This is a genomic window from Micromonospora palythoicola, assembly GCF_036689795.1.
GTDB classification, from domain to species: domain Bacteria; phylum Actinomycetota; class Actinomycetes; order Mycobacteriales; family Micromonosporaceae; genus Micromonospora; species Micromonospora palythoicola.
This window is the reverse complement of record NZ_JBAGKI010000013.1, coordinates 58178-75718: the sequence shown is the minus strand read 5'-3', so window position 1 is coordinate 75718 and position 17541 is coordinate 58178. Positions and strand designations below refer to the sequence as shown.

Below are 17541 nucleotides of genomic sequence, written 5' to 3'. Positions count from 1 at the left end.
CCGCGCCGTACCCTGGCACGAGTGAGCCAGTCAGCGTCACCTTCGTCCGTCTCGGCCCCCCCGGCGTACGCCGAGCGTCTGCGGCTGCCCTGGTGGTTGTGGCTCGCCGGGCTCGCGGCCGCCGCCCTGCTCGCGGTGGAGGTGTGGATGGGCGCGGCCGGTGTGCGCGCCTGGCTGCCGTTCGCGGTGCTGCTGCCCGCCGCTGCCGCCGGGCTGGCGTGGTTGGGCCGGATCCGCGTCGCGGTGACCGACGCGGAGCTGCGGGTCGACGACGCCCGGCTGCCCGTCCGGTTCGTCGCGGACGCCGTCGCGCTGGACGCCGCGGGGCGGCGTGAGGTGCTCGGTGTGGGTGCCGATCCGCTGGCGTTCGTCGTCCAGCGCCCGTGGGTCCCCGGTGCCGTCCAGGTGGTCCTGAACGACCCGGCCGACCCCACGCCGTTCTGGGTGGTCAGTTCCCGGCACCCGGTCGAGCTGGCCGAAGCGCTGCTGGCCGCGCGGGACGCGACCCGCTGATCCGATCCGCCACCGGTCACCGGACCGCGCGGTGTCCGCCGAGGGCGCTGCCGGCGGTCAGGACGACTCGGGCAGGGCGGGCGGGGTGGGCGACGCACCGGGCAGGCTGTGCCGCTGCCGGCGCAGGTCGGCGCGGAGCTGGTCGGCCAGCGTCCGGGTCGCCCGCCGGTTCAGGTAGCTCGCCACGGCGGCTCCGGTGAGGAAGGGACCGAGCGTGGTCAGGTTGCGGCCGAAACGCTTGAGCAGCGTGTCCCGCAGTTCGTTCCGGGCGGCCGTACCCAGCACGGCGCCCACGCCGACGCCGGGCATCATCGGGTTGACGCCGCGCTGGCTGGCCCATGCCTGCACCAACGCGATCGTCCGCTCGGTGCCGCCGGCCGGCAGCGGTAGGCCGTAGATCTCGTGCAGCTCACCGGTCAACTTGAGCTCCACCGCCACCACCGCGACCGTCTCGGCGGCGAGCAGTACCGGAGCGGACAGCAGGGTCGGTGTCACGGTCCACTGCACCGCCGAGGCTCCGCCGCCGGCCGCGCCGACCCCCGCCGTGGCCCGGGACGCGTTGCGGACCAGCCGGTCGGCCAGTTCCTCGTCCGACAGCCCGGGGAAGTGGCGGCGCAGGGTGGCCAGGTCCCGGACCGGCACGTGCGGGGCGATCTCCGCGACGGTGTCCACCATCCAGCGCAGCGCGGCCCTCGGCTTGAACAGGTCGCCGATCCCCCGGGCCCGAGCCTGCCCGACCAGCCGGGTGAGCAGTTGACGCCGTCTCGCCGGCTCGATCTCGTCGGCGGTCAGCGCCGCGACGGTCTTCCCCAACTCGTCCCGGTCCTCGGTGCGCTCGCTGTCCTCGCTCATGACCGCACCACGGCGCCGCGCCCGCCGATTCGCTCGCTCATGACTATCGAGTCAACCAGGTTGCGCGGCGTCGCGCTCGCCGAGCCGGGCGGCGGCGACTCCACTTGGGAGTCGCCGCCATGGTCGTGGTCGTCGCCCTGCGGTCAGACGCACTCTCGGCAGATCAGCTCGCCGTTGCGTTCCACCGCGAGCTGGCTGCGGTGGTGCACCAGGAAGCAGCGGGCGCAGCGGAACTCGTCCTGCTGCATCGGTAGCACCTTGACCGTCAGTTCCTCGTCGGCAAGGTCGGCCCCGGGCAGCTCGAAGCTCTCAGCCACTTCGGCCTCGTCGACGTCCACGGCGCCCGACTGCGAGTCGACGCGCCGGGCCTTGAGCTCTTCCAGGCTGTCCTCGCCGAGGTCGACCTCGTCGCGGCGCGGAGCGTCGTAGTCGGTGGCCATCGGTTTCACTCTCCCATTTCGATGTTGTCGCTTCCGGTTGTAACGCCGGACGACGCTGTTTCGGTTCCGCTGGCCGGCTACCGCTAGTGTCGGCCACCTGACCCGACGACCGCTCGGACCAGACCGCCAGAGGATCTCCCCCGCGAGCGCGGAACCCTACCCCCCCTTTGGGCGAGGCATGTATACCGCCCTCGTGGCTGAGATGTACGCCCCTGCACGGGAAGTTGTTCCCAATGTGACTCAGGCGACACGAAGATAGGGGTAGTACTACCCCGTTCTCCGGTGGCGCGCCGGCATGTCGGACTGTTTCCACGCGACGGTCGGACACCCGTTAACCTCAGCGGCGTACCCGACGACCGACGGAACGGCCCGATGGTCGGCCGCCGCCACCCACCACTGCCCGGGAGTGACCTGATGAGCTTTGCGCGAGTGCGAGCACTCGTTGTCGTCGGTTTACTGGCGGTGGTCGCCCTGGTCTTCGTGGTCGTCGCCCTGGTCAGGGACACCCAGAGCAACGCCGGCGCCGGTGCGGGTTGTCCGGACGACTGGCCGCGCGCCGACGTCACCCTACGCGACCACAAGGACGTCAAGATCAACGTGCTGAACGGCACGGACCGTCCCGGCCTGGCCGCCGACGTCGCGGGCGACTTCCGCAACCGGGACTTCCAGGTGCAGAAGGAAGCCACCCAGAAGAAGAAGATCGACGACGTGGCGGTGCTGCGCTACGGGCCGAAGGGAGTCGGCTCGGCGCACCTGCTGCGGGCGTACTTCCTCGGCGACGCCGAACTGGAGTACGACCCCAAGCGCGAGGACGACATCGTCGACGTCGTGCTGGGCGGCAGCTTCCAGCAGTTGGCCACCATCACCGAGGTCAACCAGTCGCTGGGCGACCTGGGTGCCCCGGTCGCCCCGCCCGGTTCCTGCCCGATGCCGGTCGAAGGCTGACCGAAGGGTCGTCCAGCGGCCCGAACGGGCACCACACGGCCTCAGGGGCCGCCGGAGGCGTCCAGGGCGGCCAGGCGGTCGTGCAACGCGTCGAACAGCGCCGGTGGGGCGGCGACGACCATCTCCGGCCCGGGGGCCAGCCCCTTGAGCCCGCCGACCCGCAGACCGGCCTCGGTGGCCACCAGCGCCCCGGCGGCCTGGTCCCAGGCGGCCAGACCCTTCTCGTAGTAGGCGTCGGCCCGCCCCTCGGCGACCAGGCAGAGGTCGACGGCCGCGGCGCCGAGACGGCGGATGTCGCGCACGTGCGGAATCAGCTCGGTCAGGACGCGGGCCTGGTGAACCCGGCGGGCCGCGTCGTAACCGAAGCCGGTGATGACCAGCGCCTGACCGAGATCGGTCTCGGTGGAGCAGTGCAGCCGCCGACCCGCCCGCCAGGCACCCCCGCCGACGGTCGCGGTCCACTCCTCGCCGGTGTGGATGTTGCACACCACACCCGCCACCACCTCGCCGTCCACCTCCGCGGCGATGGACACCGCGCAGTGCGTCAGGCCGTACAGGTAGTTGACGGTGCCGTCGATCGGGTCGACGATCCACCGCACCCGGGCGCGCGGGCCGTCGCCACTGGCCGCGGCACCGTACTCCTCGCCCAACACGGCGTCGTCCGGGCGCAGCCGGCGCAGTTCGGCGGTGATCTGGCGCTCCACGGCCCGGTCAGCCGCGGTCACCACGTCGGTGACGGTGCTCTTGGTCGCCGCGACCGAGACGCCTTCGGTCCGCATCCGGTACGCGGTGGCCGCCGCGCCCCGGGCCACCTCGATCGCGATCTCCAGCAGTTGCGGTGGCGGTGGCGCCGCGCGCTCCATATCCGTTCCCTTCCCGCACGGCCAGGTATCCGGCTTCCGCGCGGGTATCATCCTTACAAAGTCCAAAAGCGCACCGAATCGGCGGTCCCGACCGCCGATCAGCCGTGCGGCGCAGGATGATCGCCGCAGACGGCGTTACAATTCACCCCTGCCCACGCGCCACGGACCGCCCGACAGCCGGCCGGCCCGGGACACGGGGGTTCCTCAACCACATCGCCCGGCACGGTGCCCTACGCTGCGTCGGACGAACCCGGCCGTGCTCGCTCTTCGCCTCCGGAAGGTCATTCGTGACAGAACCCCGCCAGACCGGCGCCGACGTTCGCTCGCTCACCGACACCTTGATCGCCCACGCGCAGAGCGCCGGCGGCCAGCTCACGTCGGCCCAGCTCGCGCGCACCGTCGAGTCCGCCGAGGTGACTCCGGCCCAGGCCAAGAAGATCCTGCGGGCGCTCTCCGAGGCCGGCGTGACCGTCGTGGTCGACGGCTCGGCCAGCACCCGCCGCCGGGTCGCCGCCGCCCGGTCCGCCACCCCCGCGTCCCGGGCCACCACCGCCAAGACCACCAAGAAGGCGGCCGCGCCCGCCCCGAAGCAGGCGCCCGCGGCCGAGGAGGCGTCGGCACCGGCACCGCGGAAGGCGACCTCGCGCAAGGCGGCCGGGACCACCGCGGCGGTGGCCGCCAAGGCGGTCGCGCCGGCCAAGAAGTCCACCCGGGCCACCAAGGCGACGGTGGCCGCCGCGGCGGGCGCGGCGAAGCCGGCCAACGCCGCCGAGGGTGAGGCCGCCGAGGGCGAGGTCAATCCCGAGGAACTCGCCGCCGAGATCGAGGACGTGGTGGTCGAGGAGCCGGCGGAGCTGGCCCAGGCCGCCGCGGCCGACGCGGCGAACTCCGCCACCGACAACGACTTCGAGTGGGACGACGAGGAGTCCGAGGCGCTCAAGCAGGCGCGTCGCGACGCCGAGCTGACCGCCTCGGCGGACTCGGTCCGGGCGTACCTCAAGCAGATCGGCAAGGTCCCGCTGCTCAACGCCGAGCAGGAGGTGGAGCTGGCCAAGCGGATCGAGGCCGGGCTCTACGCCGCCGAGCGGCTGCGGGCCGCCGACGAGGGCGAGGAGAAGCTCGCCCGGGACATGCAGCGCGACCTGCTGTGGATCTCCCGGGACGGTGAGCGGGCCAAGAACCACCTGCTCGAGGCGAACCTCCGCCTGGTCGTCTCGCTGGCCAAGCGGTACACGGGCCGGGGCATGGCGTTCCTCGACCTCATCCAGGAAGGCAACCTCGGCCTCATCCGGGCCGTGGAGAAGTTCGACTACACCAAGGGCTACAAGTTCTCCACCTACGCCACCTGGTGGATCCGACAGGCCATCACCCGCGCCATGGCCGACCAGGCCCGCACCATCCGCATCCCGGTCCACATGGTCGAGGTGATCAACAAGCTGGGCCGGATACAGCGCGAGCTGCTCCAGGATCTGGGCCGGGAGCCCACGCCGGAGGAGTTGGCCAAGGAGATGGACATCACACCGGAGAAGGTGCTGGAGATCCAGCAGTACGCCCGGGAGCCCATCTCGCTCGACCAGACCATCGGTGACGAGGGCGACAGCCAGCTCGGTGACTTCATCGAGGACTCGGAGGCGGTGGTCGCCGTCGACGCGGTCTCGTTCTCCCTGCTTCAGGATCAGCTCCAGCAGGTGCTGCAGACGTTGTCCGAGCGTGAGGCGGGTGTGGTGCGTCTGCGGTTCGGGCTGACCGACGGCCAACCTCGTACCTTGGACGAGATCGGTCAGGTCTACGGAGTGACCCGCGAACGGATCCGGCAGATCGAGTCCAAGACGATGTCCAAGCTCCGGCATCCGTCCCGATCCCAGGTTCTCCGGGACTACCTCGACTGATCAGCATCCGTCAACTGATCGTGCCGTTTTGACCACCTGGCGTACAACGTCGGATGGTGATCAGGTGGTTGCACGAATGTGATCGTTGACGTGGCACCCTGGGTGCACGGCACACTGTCCGTGCCAGGTGTGACCTCGGTCCCCCGCGGGCACACAGGGAAGGCGAGGCCCGACAAGGGTGTTGCACGATAGGTGACCAAGACCGAAGAGAGTGTTCATCGGTGACGACCAGAGGAGGAAGGCGATGACCCCGACCCTCACGCCGCCGCCCGAGACGGTGAGCCCCCCGGCCGCCGATGAACGGTGCGACCGCTGCAATGCCGCCGGCAAGCTCCGGATCACCCTGGCGGGTGGCAGTGAGCTGGTGTTCTGTGGGCACCACGCCAACAAGTACGCCGAGGATCTCGTCAAGATCACCGTGCGGTACGCGACGGACCCGGAGTTCACCTGGCGCGGCGCTGACCTGATGGCCAACTAAGCCCTCAGCAGACCCGACACAAGCCGGCCGGAGACACCCACAGGGTGTCTCCGGCCGGCTTTTCATGCTCCGCACCCCTACCCAGCCTTGTTGACCAAGAGGTTCGCGTCACGAAACCGTGCCCACGATGACGCAAACCTCTTGATCAAGGCGTCGGGGCCGGATGGGGCGCGGGCCGTGCTCACGGGGAGGGTGGGGGTGGTGGGGTGGGCGGGGTTAGAGGGTTTGGACGGTCGCTATGCGTTCTTCCAGTTGCTCGATGGTGGCCTGGGCGCTGGGTGGGCCGCCGCAGATGCGGCGCAGCTCAGCGTGGATCTTGCCGTGCGGCTGGCCGGTGCGGTGGTGCTGGGCCGCGACCAGGGCGTTGAGCTGGCGGCGTAGAGCCACCCGGCGCTGGGCGGCGCTCATCGGTGCCGGCGGAGCGGACGCTGGCGCCGCGGATTCCGTCCGTCGCTCGGTCGCCCGACGTCGCTGGGCAGCGAGCTGGTCGGCCTGCCGCTTGGCGAGCAGTGACGCCACCTGTTCCGAGGTGAGCAGACCGGGCAGGCCGAGATACTCCTCCTCCTCGGGAGTGCCGGCCTGGGCCGCCGTACCGAACGAGGCCCCGTCGAAGATCACCTGATCCAGTTCCGCCGTGGCGGACAGCGCGGCGAAGCGCTTCTCCAGTTCACCGCTGGCCTGCTCGTCGCGCTGGGCCCGGTCCAGCAGCTCGTCGTCGAAGCCCTCGCGGTCCTTGGGTTTGCCGAGCACGTGGTCCCGCTCGGCCTCCATCTCGCTGGCCAGCCCGAGCAGGTGCGGCACGCTGGGCAGGAAGACCGACGCGGTCTCCCCCGGACGTCGGGCCCGGACGAAGCGCCCGATCGCCTGCGCGAAGTACAACGGGGTGCTGGCACTTGTCGCGTACACACCGACGGCCAGCCGAGGGATGTCGACGCCTTCGGACACCATTCGCACCGCGACCAGCCATCGTTGCTCGGACGCCGCGAACGTCGCGATCCGGGTCGAGGCACCCGCGTCGTCGGAGAGCACCACGGCCGCCCGCTCCCCCGTCACCTGCTCGATGAGCCTGGCGTACGAGCGGGCCGTCTGCTGGTCGCTGGCGATGACAAGGCCGCCCGCGTCGGGCATGCCCGCCTCCCGTAGCACGGTCAGCCGAGCGTCGGCCGCCCGGAGCACCTGCGGCATCCAGTCGCCCGCCGGGTCCAGGGCGGTACGCCACGCCTGGGCGACGAGATCCTGCGTCATCGGCTCGCCCAGCCGGGCCGCCAGTTCCTCCCCGGCGTTGGTCCGCCACCGGGTCTCACCCGAGTACGCCAGGAACAGCACCGGCCGTACCACGCCGTCGCGCAGCGCGTCGCTGTAGCCGTAGACCGAGTCGGCCCGGGAACGCAGCAGGCCGTCGCCGCCCCGCTCGTAGCTGACGAACGGGATGGGGTTGTCGTCGGACCGGAAGGGCGTACCGGTGAGCATCAGCCGGCGTACCGCCGGCTCGAAGGCCGCCTTCACCCCGTCCCCCCAGGTACGCGAGTCACCGGCGTGGTGGATCTCGTCGAGGACGACCAGGGTCCGGCGGGTCATGGTGCGCCGCCGGTGCACCTGCGGTGCCATGCCGACCTGCGCGTAGGTGACCACGGCGCCGTGGAAGTCGGCCGAGGAGTGCAGGTCGGCGTTGCGGAAGGCGGCGTCGAGCTGGATGCCCACCCGGGCCGCCGCCTCCGCCCACTGGGTCTTCAGGTGTTCGGTCGGCGCGACCACCGTGACCGCCTCGACGCTGCCGTCGGCGAGCAGTTCGGCGGCGATGCGCAGGGCGAAGGTGGTCTTCCCGGCCCCCGGGGTGGCGACCGCGGTGAAGTCCTCAGCCCGACGGCGCAGGTACTCCACCAGAGCCTTGCGCTGCCAGGCGCGAAGGGACGGGAACGTGTCGAGCGCCGGCGTCCGGACTGCCACGCGTTCGCTCCTCTCCGGCCACGGGATGTCCCGGCCGCGGGCCGGCGGGCCCGGACCGGGGGGCACGGCGGTCGCCCCACGAAAATGCCTCCGCGCAGCCGAGCCGCGAAGGCCGACTCAGCATAACCAGCAGCCGCCCGGCCGCCCACGCGACGCCACACCCGTCACCGGGGTGCCGTTCGCCACTGCTGGCTCACTCCGGCGGCGGCGCCGACAGACCGGTGCGGGGTGGTCGCACCGTCGCCACCGGAGCCGACCAGCGCCGACGCAGGGCCACCAGGCGTACGCCGAAGACCAGCACCACGGCGGCGGTGAGCGGGACCGGCCCGGTGTGCCCGAGGCCGTGGAGGAGCACCACCACGATCGAGCCGACGAGCGACGCGACCGCGTAGATCTCCCGCCGCAGTACCACCGGAATCTCACCGGTGAGCAGGTCGCGGACGAGTCCCCCACCGATCGCGGTGATCATGCCGATCAGACAGGCACCGACCGCCGGGACCTGGGCGTCGAGGGCCTTGAGGGTGCCGGCGACGGTGAACAGGCCGAGCCCGGCCGCATCAAGCACCAGGACGGTGGTGCGCAGCCGGGCGAACTGTGGGTGCAGCCAGAAGATCGCTGCGGCGGTCACGGCGGCGGTACCCGCGTAACGCCAGTCGGCGAAGGCCAACGGCGGAACCTCGTCGATGACCAGGTCCCGGACGATCCCGCCGCCGAGGGCGGCGACGAAGCCGACGAAGACCACGCCGAAGAGGTCGAGCCGTTTGGCCACCGCCGCGGAGGCGCCCGAGGCGGCGAAGACCGCGACTCCGGCCAGGTCAGCCAGGAGAAGGGCGGTGGAGGTGGTCACCGCCGCAGGTTACGCGGGCCGCCGCGCGGACCGAGGGCGTCACTCGCGGTACGAGTCGTAGATCTCCTTGCACTTCGGGCAGACCGGCGAACCCGGTTTGGGCGTCTTCGTCACCGGAAACGTCTCCCCGCACAGCGCGACGACGAAGGTGCCCATGACGGCACTCTCGGCGATCTTTTCTTTCCGGACGTAGTGGAACATCTCCGGACCGGTGTCGGCGTCCTTCAGCTCGGGACGTTCGAGGATCTGTGTACTCACGTCTGCACCTCCAACCGACAAGTCTGGCAGGTCACCCGCACCCGGTCCACCTGAGGTGACCCGGAGGGCGGGCGTACGGTGAGCGATTGTGACCGACTTTCATCTTCGCTACGGCACCGAGGTGGCCCGGGCCCTGCGCGAGCAGGGGCCCGTGGTCGCGCTGGAGAGCACCATCGTCTCGCACGGCCTGCCCCGGCCGGACAACCTCCGGGTGGCTCGGCAGATCGAACAGGCCGTCCGGGACGCCGGCGCGGTGCCGGCCACCATCGGCATGGTCGCCGGCGAACTCGTGGTCGGGCTCGACGACGCCGAACTGACCCGGCTGGCCACCGCCGACGGGGTGACCAAGCTCTCCGTACGCGACCTCGCGGTGGCGGCCGCATCCGGCGCTGACGGCGCCACCACCGTGGCCGCGACGAGTGCCGTGGCGGCCGCGGCAGGCATCGGCGTGTTCGCCACCGGCGGGCTGGGCGGGGTGCACCGCGAGGCGGCGCAGACCTTCGACGAGTCCGCCGACCTGGTCACCCTGGCGCGTACGCCGATCGCGGTGGTCTGCGCCGGGGTGAAGTCGATCCTCGACGTGGGCGCGACCCTGGAGCGGCTGGAGACCCTCGGGGTGGCCGTGGTCGGCTACCGGACCCGCCGGTTTCCGGGCTTCTTCATCACCGACGGCGGCTTCGACCTGGACTGGTCGCTCGACTCCCCGGAACGGGTAGCCGACGTGCTGGCCGCCCGCGAGCGGCACCGGGCACACCATGGCGGGCTGATCGTCGCCAACCCGCTGCCCACCGACGAGCAACTCGACCCGGACCTGCACGACCGTACCCTCACCGAGGGTCTCGCCCGGCTGGAGCGCGACGGGGTGACCGGCAAGGCCGTCACGCCGTACCTGCTGGCCCACTTCCACTCCGCGACGCAGGGCGCCAGCCTGGCGGTGAACGTCCGGATCATCCTGCGCAACGCCGACCTGGCCGCCCGGATCGCGGTCGCCGCCGCCCAGCGCCGGGTCGACGCGTCGGCGTGACCGGGGCGACCGAGAACGACAGCGCCGGTACCGGACGGGTCCTGGTCGTCGGCGACGTGGTCACCGACGTGGTGGCGGTGCTCTCCGGACCGTTGGCGCCCGGTTCCGACACCCCGGCGGTGATCAGGTCCACCGGTGGTGGGCAGGCGGCCAACACCGCGGCCTGGCTGGCCACCCAGGGCGTACCGGTGACCCTGGTGGGCGCGGTCGGCGACGACGGCGCCGGGCGTGACCGGGTGGCGGAGCTGACCGCGGCCGGAGTTGACTGCGCGGTGGACGAGATCGCCGGCTCCGCCACCGGCACGGTGATCGTGCTGACCGCCGGCGACGAGCGCACCATGGTCACCGAGCGTGGGGCGAACGTGCGGCTGCGTCCCGACCACGTGGACGCGGCGCTGTCCGACGCGCCGGACGCCACGCACCTGCACCTGTCCGGGTACACGCTGTTGGACGCGGACTCCCGACCGGCCGGCCTGCGTGCGCTGGCCGACGCCCGCGAACGCGGTCTCACCACGAGCGTCGACGCGGCTTCCGCGGCACCGCTGCGGGCGGTCGGGCCGGCGGCCTTTCTGACCTGGGTACGCGAGGTCGACCTGCTGCTGGTCAACGTCGACGAGGCCACCGTGCTGGCCGGTGGACTGGAGCCGGCGGCGCAGGGCCGGGCACTGCTCTCCGTGGCCCGTCGGGTGGTGGTCAAACGCGGCGGGGCCGGCGCCGTCTGGGTCGATCGGGACGCCACGATCGTCACCTCGGCGGCGCACCGGGTGGCGGTGCGGGACGTGACCGGGGCGGGTGACGCCTTCGCGGCGGGTCTGCTGCGTGCCTGGCTGGCCGGGGCCGCGCCCGATGCCGCCCTGGCCCGGGCCGTCGATCTCGGTGCCGCGGCGGTGGCGCAGGTCGGGGCCCGACCGGTTCGTTGAGCCGCGCCGGGCGGGTCAGGGCTCCGCGTCGATGATCTTGTGCGGCCGCTCCTCGGCGGCGAGGCTCATCGGAGGCGGTGCCGCCTCGGTGGCCGAACGCGACGAGAAGCGGTTGGCGAGGCGGTGACGTTCCTTGGGCGGCCGGTCGTTGGCCAGCAGTACCGCGAGCCACGGGATGAGCACCATGCCCAGCGCGACCAGCGGCAGCCAGAGCCAGAGCAGCGGTGCCCGCACCCCGACCAGGATCGCGCCGACGATCACGCAGGCGACGCGGACACCCATCATCACGACGTAACGCCGCTGCCGGCTGGTCAGTTGATCATCCTGGCTGCGGGCGGCGTCGGTGATGAGGATCGGCTGGTACGCCTGGCGCTTCACCCGTGGTACCTCCTCCGGAGGGGTCGCACTCCATCCTGTCACTCCGACCGGGCGGGCGACGAGCTTCGTCGGCCCCGAAATCCGTGTTACGGCCGTGGTACGCTCGCGGCGTGGGCAGCAGGTTCAGCTTCACCGACGAGGCGCTGGCCAATCTGCGGGTCTACGACGTCACGCCGGGGGAAGTCTGGGAGGCGCTGCACAGCGGCCGGCGGGTGATCCGCCACCTCGGCGACGACGTGATGGTGGTCTACGCCCCCACCGGCCGCGGACGCCGGGTGGCGGTGCTGCTGGCCGAGACCGACGGTGCCGACAACGACTGGGACGTCCTCTCCGCCCGCGAGTTGAGCGACGTCGAGGCCAAACGCTACGACGAGGCCGTGCGGAATTCCCCGGAGACGAGGAGGCGGTGACGATGAACCGTCACGACGCGATCAAGCAGTTCCACAGCGGCGGCGACCGGATCACCGATCTGATCGACGAGAGCCAGGCGGTGGGACTGCCCACCCCCGACACCGAGACTCCGATGGTCAGCCGATCCGTCCGGCTGCCGCTGGAGACCTACGAACGGGTCCGGGCCGCCGCCGACGCCCGGGGCATCGGCGTGACGACGCTGATGCGGCAGTGGATCGAGACGGGCCTGGCCGACCTGGACGACTCGGCGACCGTCTCGCTGGCCGACGTCCGGCGGGCCATCGCCTCGCTGGCCCATCCGAGCGCCGCCTGACGGGACCATAGCCCCTGCGGCGACCCGCGCCGAACCCACGCGGCGTCCGTGGCGCGCGGGTCAGGTCGGGAAGTTGGCATCACCCGGCTCCGGACGGTCCAGCGGAGATGCCGACGGCTCCATCGGCTGGTCACGAGCCCGCAACCCGTCCACGACGGCTACCACGGCCAGGCCGGCCGCGACCACGGACAGCGCCAGCATCGGCGTGCCGAGCAGGAGCAGCGGAGCGGACCCGAGCAACGCCAGCATCATCAGCACCCGGGCGCGGGAGACCCGGGCGAAGATCTCGTACTCGAAACGGGCCCGCCCCAACAGGAACAGGGCCGGCCCGCCGACGATGAAGACCAGCCACGCCGGCTCGACCCGGTCGAACGGTTTCACGATGACCAACTCGTAGCCCACCCCGGTGAGCAGCACGCCGAGCACCATGACCAGGTGCGTGGTGGAGGCGGAGGCACCGAGCCGACCGGGCGACCGGGCCAGCCGCAGCGCCTCGACGAGCAGGTGACCGGCCCGATGGAAGTAGATCCGCCAGAGCAGCGCGGTAGTGAGGAAGGCGACCGTGAAGGCCGCCGCCGCGAGCTGGCCGAACCCCTCGCCGCTGTACTTGATCCCGATGACCAGGATCGTCTCGCCCAGCGCGATGAGGAAGATCTGCTGGTAGCGCTCCGCGATGTGCTCGCCGGCGATCCGCCAGGCCGACACCGGTGCCCGTCCCAGGCCGGGCACCGGCCAGCCCAGCAGGTAACCGGTCAGGTCGATGCTGATGGCCAGCGCCCACAGCCCGAACCGCAGGCCGGCGGGCCCGAGCGCACCGGCCAGCCAGAACGCGCCGGACAGCGTCGCCCAGGCGGCCAGCCGCCACGGCACGGTACGGCGTGGATGTCGACCCAGCACGGCGGCGATGATCAGCGGTCGCGCGATCACCGTCACCAGGTAGGCCACCACGAACGGCAACGCCCGCTCCTCGAACCCCCGGGGTACGGCGACGGCCATCACCAGGCTGCCGAACATCGTCCCGACCACGACGAGTTGGATCGTCAGGGCGTTCGGCTCGTACCGGCTGGTGACCCAGTTGATCAGTGTCCAGACGTGCCACAGGGCGAGGAAGAGGATCAGGGTCTCCAGGAAGCCCAGCACGGTCAGCCCGTGCTCGACCTCATCGATGAAACGGACCGAGACCCGGGTGAAGGCGAAGACGAAGGCCAGGTCGAGAAAGAGTTCCAGGAAGGTGGTCCGCGCTGTTCCGTGCCCACCACGCAGCAGCGCGCCGCCCCGCTGCGCCATCGACCGCCCCCCGCCGTCGTCGGAGGCGGCCCGGTCAGTCCCCGCGTGCGCTCGCCTTCGCCGCCGCCTTCACCTGCTGTTTGTACTCCCGAACCAGGCGCAGTGACTCGGCATCGGTCACATCCGCGACGGACCGGTGGGCGTCCGGATCTCCGTAGTGGCCCGCAGCCTCCCGCCAACCCGGCGGTTGCACCCCGAACCGCTTGCCGAGCAGGGCGAGGAAGATCTGGGCCTTCTGCCGACCGAATCCGGGCAGGGCGGTGATCCGCCCGAGCAGCTCGCGGCCGTCGGCCGGGTCCGCCCAGAGCCGGGCGGCGTCGCCGTCGTAGCGCTCGACCAGCACCCGGCACACCTCCTGCACCCGGGCCGCCATCGCCTTGGGAAAGCGGTGCAGCGCGGGTGGTTGGGCGAAGATGGCCACCAGGGCCTCCGGATCGAAGCCGGCCAGTTCCCGGGCGTCCAGGTCGTGGCCGAGCCGCTGGGCCAGCACGTACGGCGAGGAGAAAGCCTTCTCCATCGAGACCTGCTGGTCGAGAACCATGCCGACGAGCAGGGCCAGCGGATCGCGGGCCAGCAGCCGGTTCGCCTGCGGGTCGATGGGCAGCTCGAGCGTCATGCCCTCATCCTGCCCGTACGCCGGTCGGGACGGGCGCTGACACCCACCTCGGACCGACCGGTCGGGGCACGACGTGACGCGGCCCGGCGGATCGGTTCGCACCGTCCGCCGGGCCGATCGTGCGGGTGAGGGTCAGTTGACCACGAACAGCAGGCGGTTCGGCGAGCCGCTGCCCGGGCTGGTCACCACGCCGGTGGTGGCGTTGTTGACCAGGTAGCTCTTGACCTGGGCCGGCGAGTAGGACGGGTTGGCACCGAGCACGAGCGCGGCGGCACCGGCCACGTGCGGCGAGGCCATCGAGGTGCCGCTGATGGTGTTGGTGGCGCTGTTGCTGGTGTGCCAGGCCGACGTGATGCTCGAACCCGGCGCGAAGATGTGCACGCAGGAGCCGTAGTTGGAGAAGGAGGACCGGGCGTCGGTGCTGGTGGTCGAGCCGACGGTGATCGCGGTCGAGGTCCGGGCCGGCGAGTAGTTGCAGGCGTTGGCGTTGGAGTTGCCCGCCGCGACCGCGTAGCTGACGCCGGAGGCGATCGAGTTGCGCACCGCGTTGTCGATGGAGGTGCTGGCGCCGCCACCCAGGCTCATGTTCGCCACGGCCGGCTTCACCGCGTTGGCGGTCACCCAGTTCACCCCGTTGACCACGCTGGTGGTGGTGCCACCGCCGGAGCAGTTGAGCACCTTCACCGCGATCAGGCGAACCCCCTTGGCCACACCGTGGGTCGAACCGCCGACCGTGCCGGCGACGTGGGTGCCGTGGCCGTTGCAGTCGGTGTTGTTGCTGTCCACGGTGTTGGTGCCCCAGGTGGCCCGGCCGCCGAACTGGCTGTGGGAGGTCCGGATTCCGGTGTCGATGATGTACGCCCGCACGTTCGAGGCGGTGTTCGGGTAGGTGTAGGTGGTGCTCAGCGGCCGGTTGCGCTGGTCGATGCGGTCCAGACCCCAGGTCGCGTTGGTCTGGGTCGCCTGGATCGTGACCACCTGGTCCTGCTCCACGTAGGCAACCGCCGGGTTGGCGGCGAGCCGGGCCGCCTGGGCGGCGGTCATCTTCGCCGCGAAACCGGTGAGCGCGGCGCTGTAGGTGTCGGAGACACTGCCCCCGTACCGCTTGACCAGGGCACTGGCCCGGTCCGGAACGGCGGAGCGAGCCGTCGAGGAACCGGCGGCACCGACGGCGTCGGTGCGCAGGACGACCAGGTAGCTACCGCTGACCGCGTTCGACGCGCCGGCGCCACGGATCTCGCCGGTGGGTGCGGCGACCGCCGCGGTGGTGCCGGCCGCCGAGACGGCCGCCGCGGTGGCGACGACGGCGAGCGCCCGGATGAGCTGCCGCCGCGCGGTGGACCCTGAGGACATCGTGCCTCCCTTACCTGGGCGGCCGACCGGGCTTCTGGCCGGGCGGTCCGCACCCTGGACTGAGTTGGCGGGAATGCTAGCGTTAGATCGATGGATATGACATAGATGTCAGTAGATTTAACTTGCGATGTCACGGGCGGTGGTCTCCGGACCCGACGCCACCAGGCAGGATGACGGTGTGGACGGACATGACATGCTGCTCTCCCCCGCCGGCATCGAAGCGCTGCGGACCGCGTTGACCCGGGCGGGCTTCACCGCCAACGGCATCGCCGCCCGGCTCGGCCCGCAGGCGACCGGCGGAGTCGCCCGCAACGACTTCCGGGCCGCGCTGCGGGCAACCGGCGACCGGGACCCCCTCGCGACCCTGATCCGGGTATTCATCTGCGAGCAGACCGAGCCGGAGGCGGCGGTGGCCGCCGCGCTGGCGCCGCTGCCACTCACCGACGCGCTCGACGCGGGGATCGTCGAACGGCACGGCGACGGGCTGCGGATGGGGCTGGACCTGGAGCCGTACGGCGACGACTGGTGGGTGCTCGCGGACGTGCCGGCCAGCGCCCGCCCCGGCCGCCCGCTGCACTCCGAACACGTGCTCGGCATCGGCGGTGCGACCCAGACGATGATCGGGGCAGCCGTCCGACGGCCGGTGGACAGCGCGCTGGACCTGGGTACCGGCTCGGGCGTGCAGGCACTGCACCTGGGCACCCACGCGCGGCGGGTCACCGCCACCGACCTGTCCCGGCGGGCACTGCGCTTCGCCGCCACCACCGCCGCCCTCAACGGTCAGGACTGGGAGTTGCTGCACGGCGACCTGGTTGCCCCGGTCGCCGGCCGGCGGTTCGACCTCGTGGTGAGCAACCCGCCGTTCGTGGTCGGGCCGGGTACGACCACCCACGTCTACCGCGACTCCGGTCGGATCGGCGACGCGATCGGCGCGGAGCTGGCCGCCGCCGCCCCGGGCCTGCTCACCGAGGGCGGCACCATGCAGTACCTCGCCAACTGGGTGCACGTCACCGGCGAGGACTGGGGCGAGCGGGTCGCCGGTTGGTTCGCCGGTACCGGCCTGGACGCCTGGGTCATCCAGCGCGAGGTCGCCGACCCGATGGCGTACGTCAACCTGTGGTTGACCGATGTCGGGGAGGCCACCGACCCGCAGCGGATGGCCGACTGGCTCGACTGGTTCGACGCGCACAAGGTCGAGGCGATCGGCTTCGGCATCGTCTCGCTGCGCCGCAGCGACCGGGACGACCCGGTGCTGCGGGTGGAGGACCTGCGCCAGCGGGTGCAGCCACCGATGGGCGATCAGATCGCCGACTGGTTCGACCGGCAGGACTGGCTGCGCGGCCGCGACACCGACGGGCTGCTGGCCGCACGGTATCGCGCCGCCGACGGGCTGCAACTGCGCCAGGAGGCGACGATGGGCGCAGACGGGTGGGGGGTGGACCGGCAGGTGCTCGCCCTGCCCGACGGACTGCGCTGGACCGAGGAGATCGACCCCCTGGTGCTCGCGCTGGTGGGCGGTGCCGACGGGCGGTTGCCGCTGCGGGACCAGTTGGCGCTGCTCGCCGTCGCCCACGACGTGGCCGTCGACGAACTGGCCGAGGCGGCCGGGCCGATCGTGGCACACCTGGTGGAGCGCGGCTTCATCGCGCCGGTGCAGCCGTGAGCCGCCCGATGTCCGCACCGTCGGCAAGCGGTCGCGCGCCGGTGGTCGCCTGATGCGGGCCCTGGTGCAGACCGTCGGCCGGGCCAGCGTGACCGTCGGCGGCGAGGTGGTCGGCGCGGTCGACGACGGGCTGCTGGTGCTGCTCGGAGTCACCCACACCGACACGGCCGAGATCGCTCGAACGATGGCCCGCAAGGTGCATGAGCTGCGCATCCTGGACGACGAGCGGTCGGCGGCGGAGATCGGCGCGCCGATCCTCGTGGTCAGCCAGTTCACTCTCTACGGCGACGCCCGCAAGGGCCGCCGCCCGAGCTGGACCGCGGCCGCCCCGGCCGAGGTGGCGGAACCGCTCGTCGAGGAGACCATCCGGGCGCTGCGCGAGCGGGGCGCGACGGTCGAGACCGGCCGCTTCCGCGCGCACATGCTGGTGGAGAGCGTCAACGTCGGCCCCCGCACCATCCTCCTCGACCTGTAGTGCAACTAATTGTTGCGCCTTCCACGGACACCTCCTAGAGTCATACGCAACCACCGGTTGCAGGTATGG

The 17541-nt window shown here is 71.8% G+C and carries 20 protein-coding genes; 10 read left to right on the top strand and 10 right to left on the bottom strand.

From position 1 onward, the window contains the following. The first annotated feature begins 21 nt into the window (after positions 1 to 21). Positions 22 to 513: a DUF3093 domain-containing protein gene (locus V5O40_RS08550; protein WP_332904968.1), complete on the top strand. Its 492-nt coding sequence runs from the start codon at positions 22 to 24 to the stop codon at positions 511 to 513. Between the two features lie 57 nt (positions 514 to 570). On the opposite strand, the gene V5O40_RS08545 is transcribed toward V5O40_RS08550, so the two are convergent. Both V5O40_RS08545 and V5O40_RS08540 read right to left on the bottom strand, forming a co-directional pair. Next, entirely contained in the window at positions 571 to 1365 is a 795-nt protein-coding gene (locus V5O40_RS08545) for a hypothetical protein (protein WP_281580380.1), read from the bottom strand. Positions 1366 to 1508: 143 nt separating this feature from the next. After that, a complete protein-coding gene (locus V5O40_RS08540) occupies positions 1509 to 1805 on the bottom strand; it encodes a DUF4193 domain-containing protein (RefSeq protein ID WP_007075406.1) in 297 nt (98 codons plus the stop codon). A 429-nt stretch (positions 1806 to 2234) separates the two neighbouring features. On the opposite strand from V5O40_RS08540, the gene V5O40_RS08535 reads away from it, so the two are divergent. Further along, the gene (locus tag V5O40_RS08535) at positions 2235 to 2750 is read left to right on the top strand and encodes a LytR C-terminal domain-containing protein (RefSeq protein ID WP_332904998.1); all 516 of its coding nucleotides are present in this window, start codon (positions 2235 to 2237) and stop codon (positions 2748 to 2750) included. 41 nt (positions 2751 to 2791) lie between these two features. On the opposite strand, the gene V5O40_RS08530 is transcribed toward V5O40_RS08535, so the two are convergent. Next, positions 2792 to 3613 (bottom strand): inositol monophosphatase family protein, encoded by an 822-nt coding sequence (locus V5O40_RS08530; RefSeq protein ID WP_332904967.1) that lies wholly within the window; start codon positions 3611 to 3613, stop codon positions 2792 to 2794. A gap of 287 nt (positions 3614 to 3900) precedes the next feature. Between V5O40_RS08530 and V5O40_RS08525 the strand changes: the two genes are divergently transcribed. Together V5O40_RS08525 and V5O40_RS08520 are read left to right on the top strand one after the other, a co-directional pair. Next, on the top strand, positions 3901 to 5502 hold the full coding sequence (locus V5O40_RS08525) for an RNA polymerase sigma factor (protein ID WP_332904966.1): 1602 nt from the start codon (positions 3901 to 3903) through the stop codon (positions 5500 to 5502). Positions 5503 to 5746: 244 nt separating this feature from the next. Then, positions 5747 to 5980 (top strand): DUF7455 domain-containing protein, encoded by a 234-nt coding sequence (locus tag V5O40_RS08520; RefSeq protein WP_093410327.1) that lies wholly within the window; start codon positions 5747 to 5749, stop codon positions 5978 to 5980. Positions 5981 to 6196: 216 nt separating this feature from the next. On the opposite strand, the gene V5O40_RS08515 is transcribed toward V5O40_RS08520, so the two are convergent. The 3 genes from V5O40_RS08515 to V5O40_RS08505 all read right to left on the bottom strand — a co-directional run bounded on the left by V5O40_RS08515 (position 6197) and on the right by V5O40_RS08505 (position 9032). Next, positions 6197 to 7927, bottom strand: a complete 1731-nt coding sequence (locus V5O40_RS08515) for a DEAD/DEAH box helicase (RefSeq protein WP_332904965.1) — start codon at positions 7925 to 7927, stop codon at positions 6197 to 6199. A gap of 193 nt (positions 7928 to 8120) precedes the next feature. Further along, on the bottom strand, positions 8121 to 8774 hold the full coding sequence (locus tag V5O40_RS08510) for a trimeric intracellular cation channel family protein (RefSeq protein WP_332904964.1): 654 nt from the start codon (positions 8772 to 8774) through the stop codon (positions 8121 to 8123). Between the two features lie 39 nt (positions 8775 to 8813). Further along, positions 8814 to 9032, bottom strand: a complete 219-nt coding sequence (locus V5O40_RS08505) for a DUF3039 domain-containing protein (protein ID WP_093410319.1) — start codon at positions 9030 to 9032, stop codon at positions 8814 to 8816. An 88-nt stretch (positions 9033 to 9120) separates the two neighbouring features. Here V5O40_RS08505 and V5O40_RS08500 point away from each other — a divergent pair, with 88 nt between their 5' ends. Next, positions 9121 to 10056, top strand: coding sequence for a pseudouridine-5'-phosphate glycosidase (locus tag V5O40_RS08500; RefSeq protein ID WP_332904963.1), 936 nt, complete (start codon positions 9121 to 9123; stop codon positions 10054 to 10056). Continuing rightward, the gene (locus V5O40_RS08495; RefSeq protein ID WP_332904962.1) at positions 10053 to 10976 is read left to right on the top strand and encodes a carbohydrate kinase family protein; all 924 of its coding nucleotides are present in this window, start codon (positions 10053 to 10055) and stop codon (positions 10974 to 10976) included. The genes V5O40_RS08500 and V5O40_RS08495 overlap by 4 nt, the downstream gene beginning before the upstream one ends. Positions 10977 to 10991: 15 nt before the next feature. Here V5O40_RS08495 and V5O40_RS08490 read toward each other — a convergent pair whose 3' ends face one another. Beyond that, positions 10992 to 11354, bottom strand: coding sequence for a DUF3099 domain-containing protein (locus tag V5O40_RS08490; RefSeq protein WP_210829230.1), 363 nt, complete (start codon positions 11352 to 11354; stop codon positions 10992 to 10994). Positions 11355 to 11464: 110 nt separating this feature from the next. On the opposite strand from V5O40_RS08490, the gene V5O40_RS08485 reads away from it, so the two are divergent. Beyond that, positions 11465 to 11764 (top strand): hypothetical protein, encoded by a 300-nt coding sequence (locus tag V5O40_RS08485; RefSeq protein WP_332904961.1) that lies wholly within the window; start codon positions 11465 to 11467, stop codon positions 11762 to 11764. A gap of 2 nt (positions 11765 to 11766) precedes the next feature. Next, complete coding sequence (locus tag V5O40_RS08480) at positions 11767 to 12078, top strand: hypothetical protein (RefSeq protein ID WP_332904960.1); 312 nt, start codon at positions 11767 to 11769, stop codon at positions 12076 to 12078. Positions 12079 to 12138: 60 nt separating this feature from the next. On the opposite strand, the gene V5O40_RS08475 is transcribed toward V5O40_RS08480, so the two are convergent. The 3 genes from V5O40_RS08475 to V5O40_RS08465 all read right to left on the bottom strand — a co-directional run bounded on the left by V5O40_RS08475 (position 12139) and on the right by V5O40_RS08465 (position 15334). Next, positions 12139 to 13365, bottom strand: coding sequence for a low temperature requirement protein A (locus V5O40_RS08475; RefSeq protein WP_332904959.1), 1227 nt, complete (start codon positions 13363 to 13365; stop codon positions 12139 to 12141). Positions 13366 to 13399: 34 nt separating this feature from the next. Then, positions 13400 to 13981: an HhH-GPD-type base excision DNA repair protein gene (locus tag V5O40_RS08470; protein ID WP_332904958.1), complete on the bottom strand. Its 582-nt coding sequence runs from the start codon at positions 13979 to 13981 to the stop codon at positions 13400 to 13402. Between the two features lie 132 nt (positions 13982 to 14113). Then, positions 14114 to 15334: a S8 family peptidase gene (locus tag V5O40_RS08465; RefSeq protein WP_408631840.1), complete on the bottom strand. Its 1221-nt coding sequence runs from the start codon at positions 15332 to 15334 to the stop codon at positions 14114 to 14116. 178 nt (positions 15335 to 15512) lie between these two features. Between V5O40_RS08465 and V5O40_RS08460 the strand changes: the two genes are divergently transcribed. Together V5O40_RS08460 and dtd are read left to right on the top strand one after the other, a co-directional pair. Next, positions 15513 to 16997: a DUF7782 domain-containing protein gene (locus V5O40_RS08460; RefSeq protein ID WP_332904957.1), complete on the top strand. Its 1485-nt coding sequence runs from the start codon at positions 15513 to 15515 to the stop codon at positions 16995 to 16997. Between the two features lie 52 nt (positions 16998 to 17049). Beyond that, positions 17050 to 17472, top strand: coding sequence for a D-aminoacyl-tRNA deacylase (gene dtd / locus V5O40_RS08455; RefSeq protein WP_332904956.1), 423 nt, complete (start codon positions 17050 to 17052; stop codon positions 17470 to 17472). Positions 17473 to 17541: the final 69 nt, after the last annotated feature.

Excerpts from the sequence above, each read along its gene's own strand:
- V5O40_RS08470 (WP_332904958.1), bottom strand. The coding sequence starts at position 13,981 with ATGACGCTCGAGCTGCCCATCGACCCGCAGGCGAACCGGCTGCTGGCC.
- V5O40_RS08520 (WP_093410327.1), top strand. The coding sequence starts at position 5,747 with ATGACCCCGACCCTCACGCCGCCGCCCGAGACGGTGAGCCCCCCGGCC.
- V5O40_RS08475 (WP_332904959.1), bottom strand. The coding sequence starts at position 13,365 with ATGGCGCAGCGGGGCGGCGCGCTGCTGCGTGGTGGGCACGGAACAGCG.
- V5O40_RS08545 (WP_281580380.1), bottom strand. The coding sequence starts at position 1,365 with ATGAGCGAGGACAGCGAGCGCACCGAGGACCGGGACGAGTTGGGGAAG.
- dtd (WP_332904956.1), top strand. The coding sequence starts at position 17,050 with ATGCGGGCCCTGGTGCAGACCGTCGGCCGGGCCAGCGTGACCGTCGGC.
- V5O40_RS08465 (WP_408631840.1), bottom strand. The coding sequence starts at position 15,334 with ATGTCCTCAGGGTCCACCGCGCGGCGGCAGCTCATCCGGGCGCTCGCC.
- V5O40_RS08480 (WP_332904960.1), top strand. The coding sequence starts at position 11,767 with ATGAACCGTCACGACGCGATCAAGCAGTTCCACAGCGGCGGCGACCGG.
- V5O40_RS08530 (WP_332904967.1), bottom strand. The coding sequence starts at position 3,613 with ATGGAGCGCGCGGCGCCACCGCCACCGCAACTGCTGGAGATCGCGATC.
- V5O40_RS08540 (WP_007075406.1), bottom strand. The coding sequence starts at position 1,805 with ATGGCCACCGACTACGACGCTCCGCGCCGCGACGAGGTCGACCTCGGC.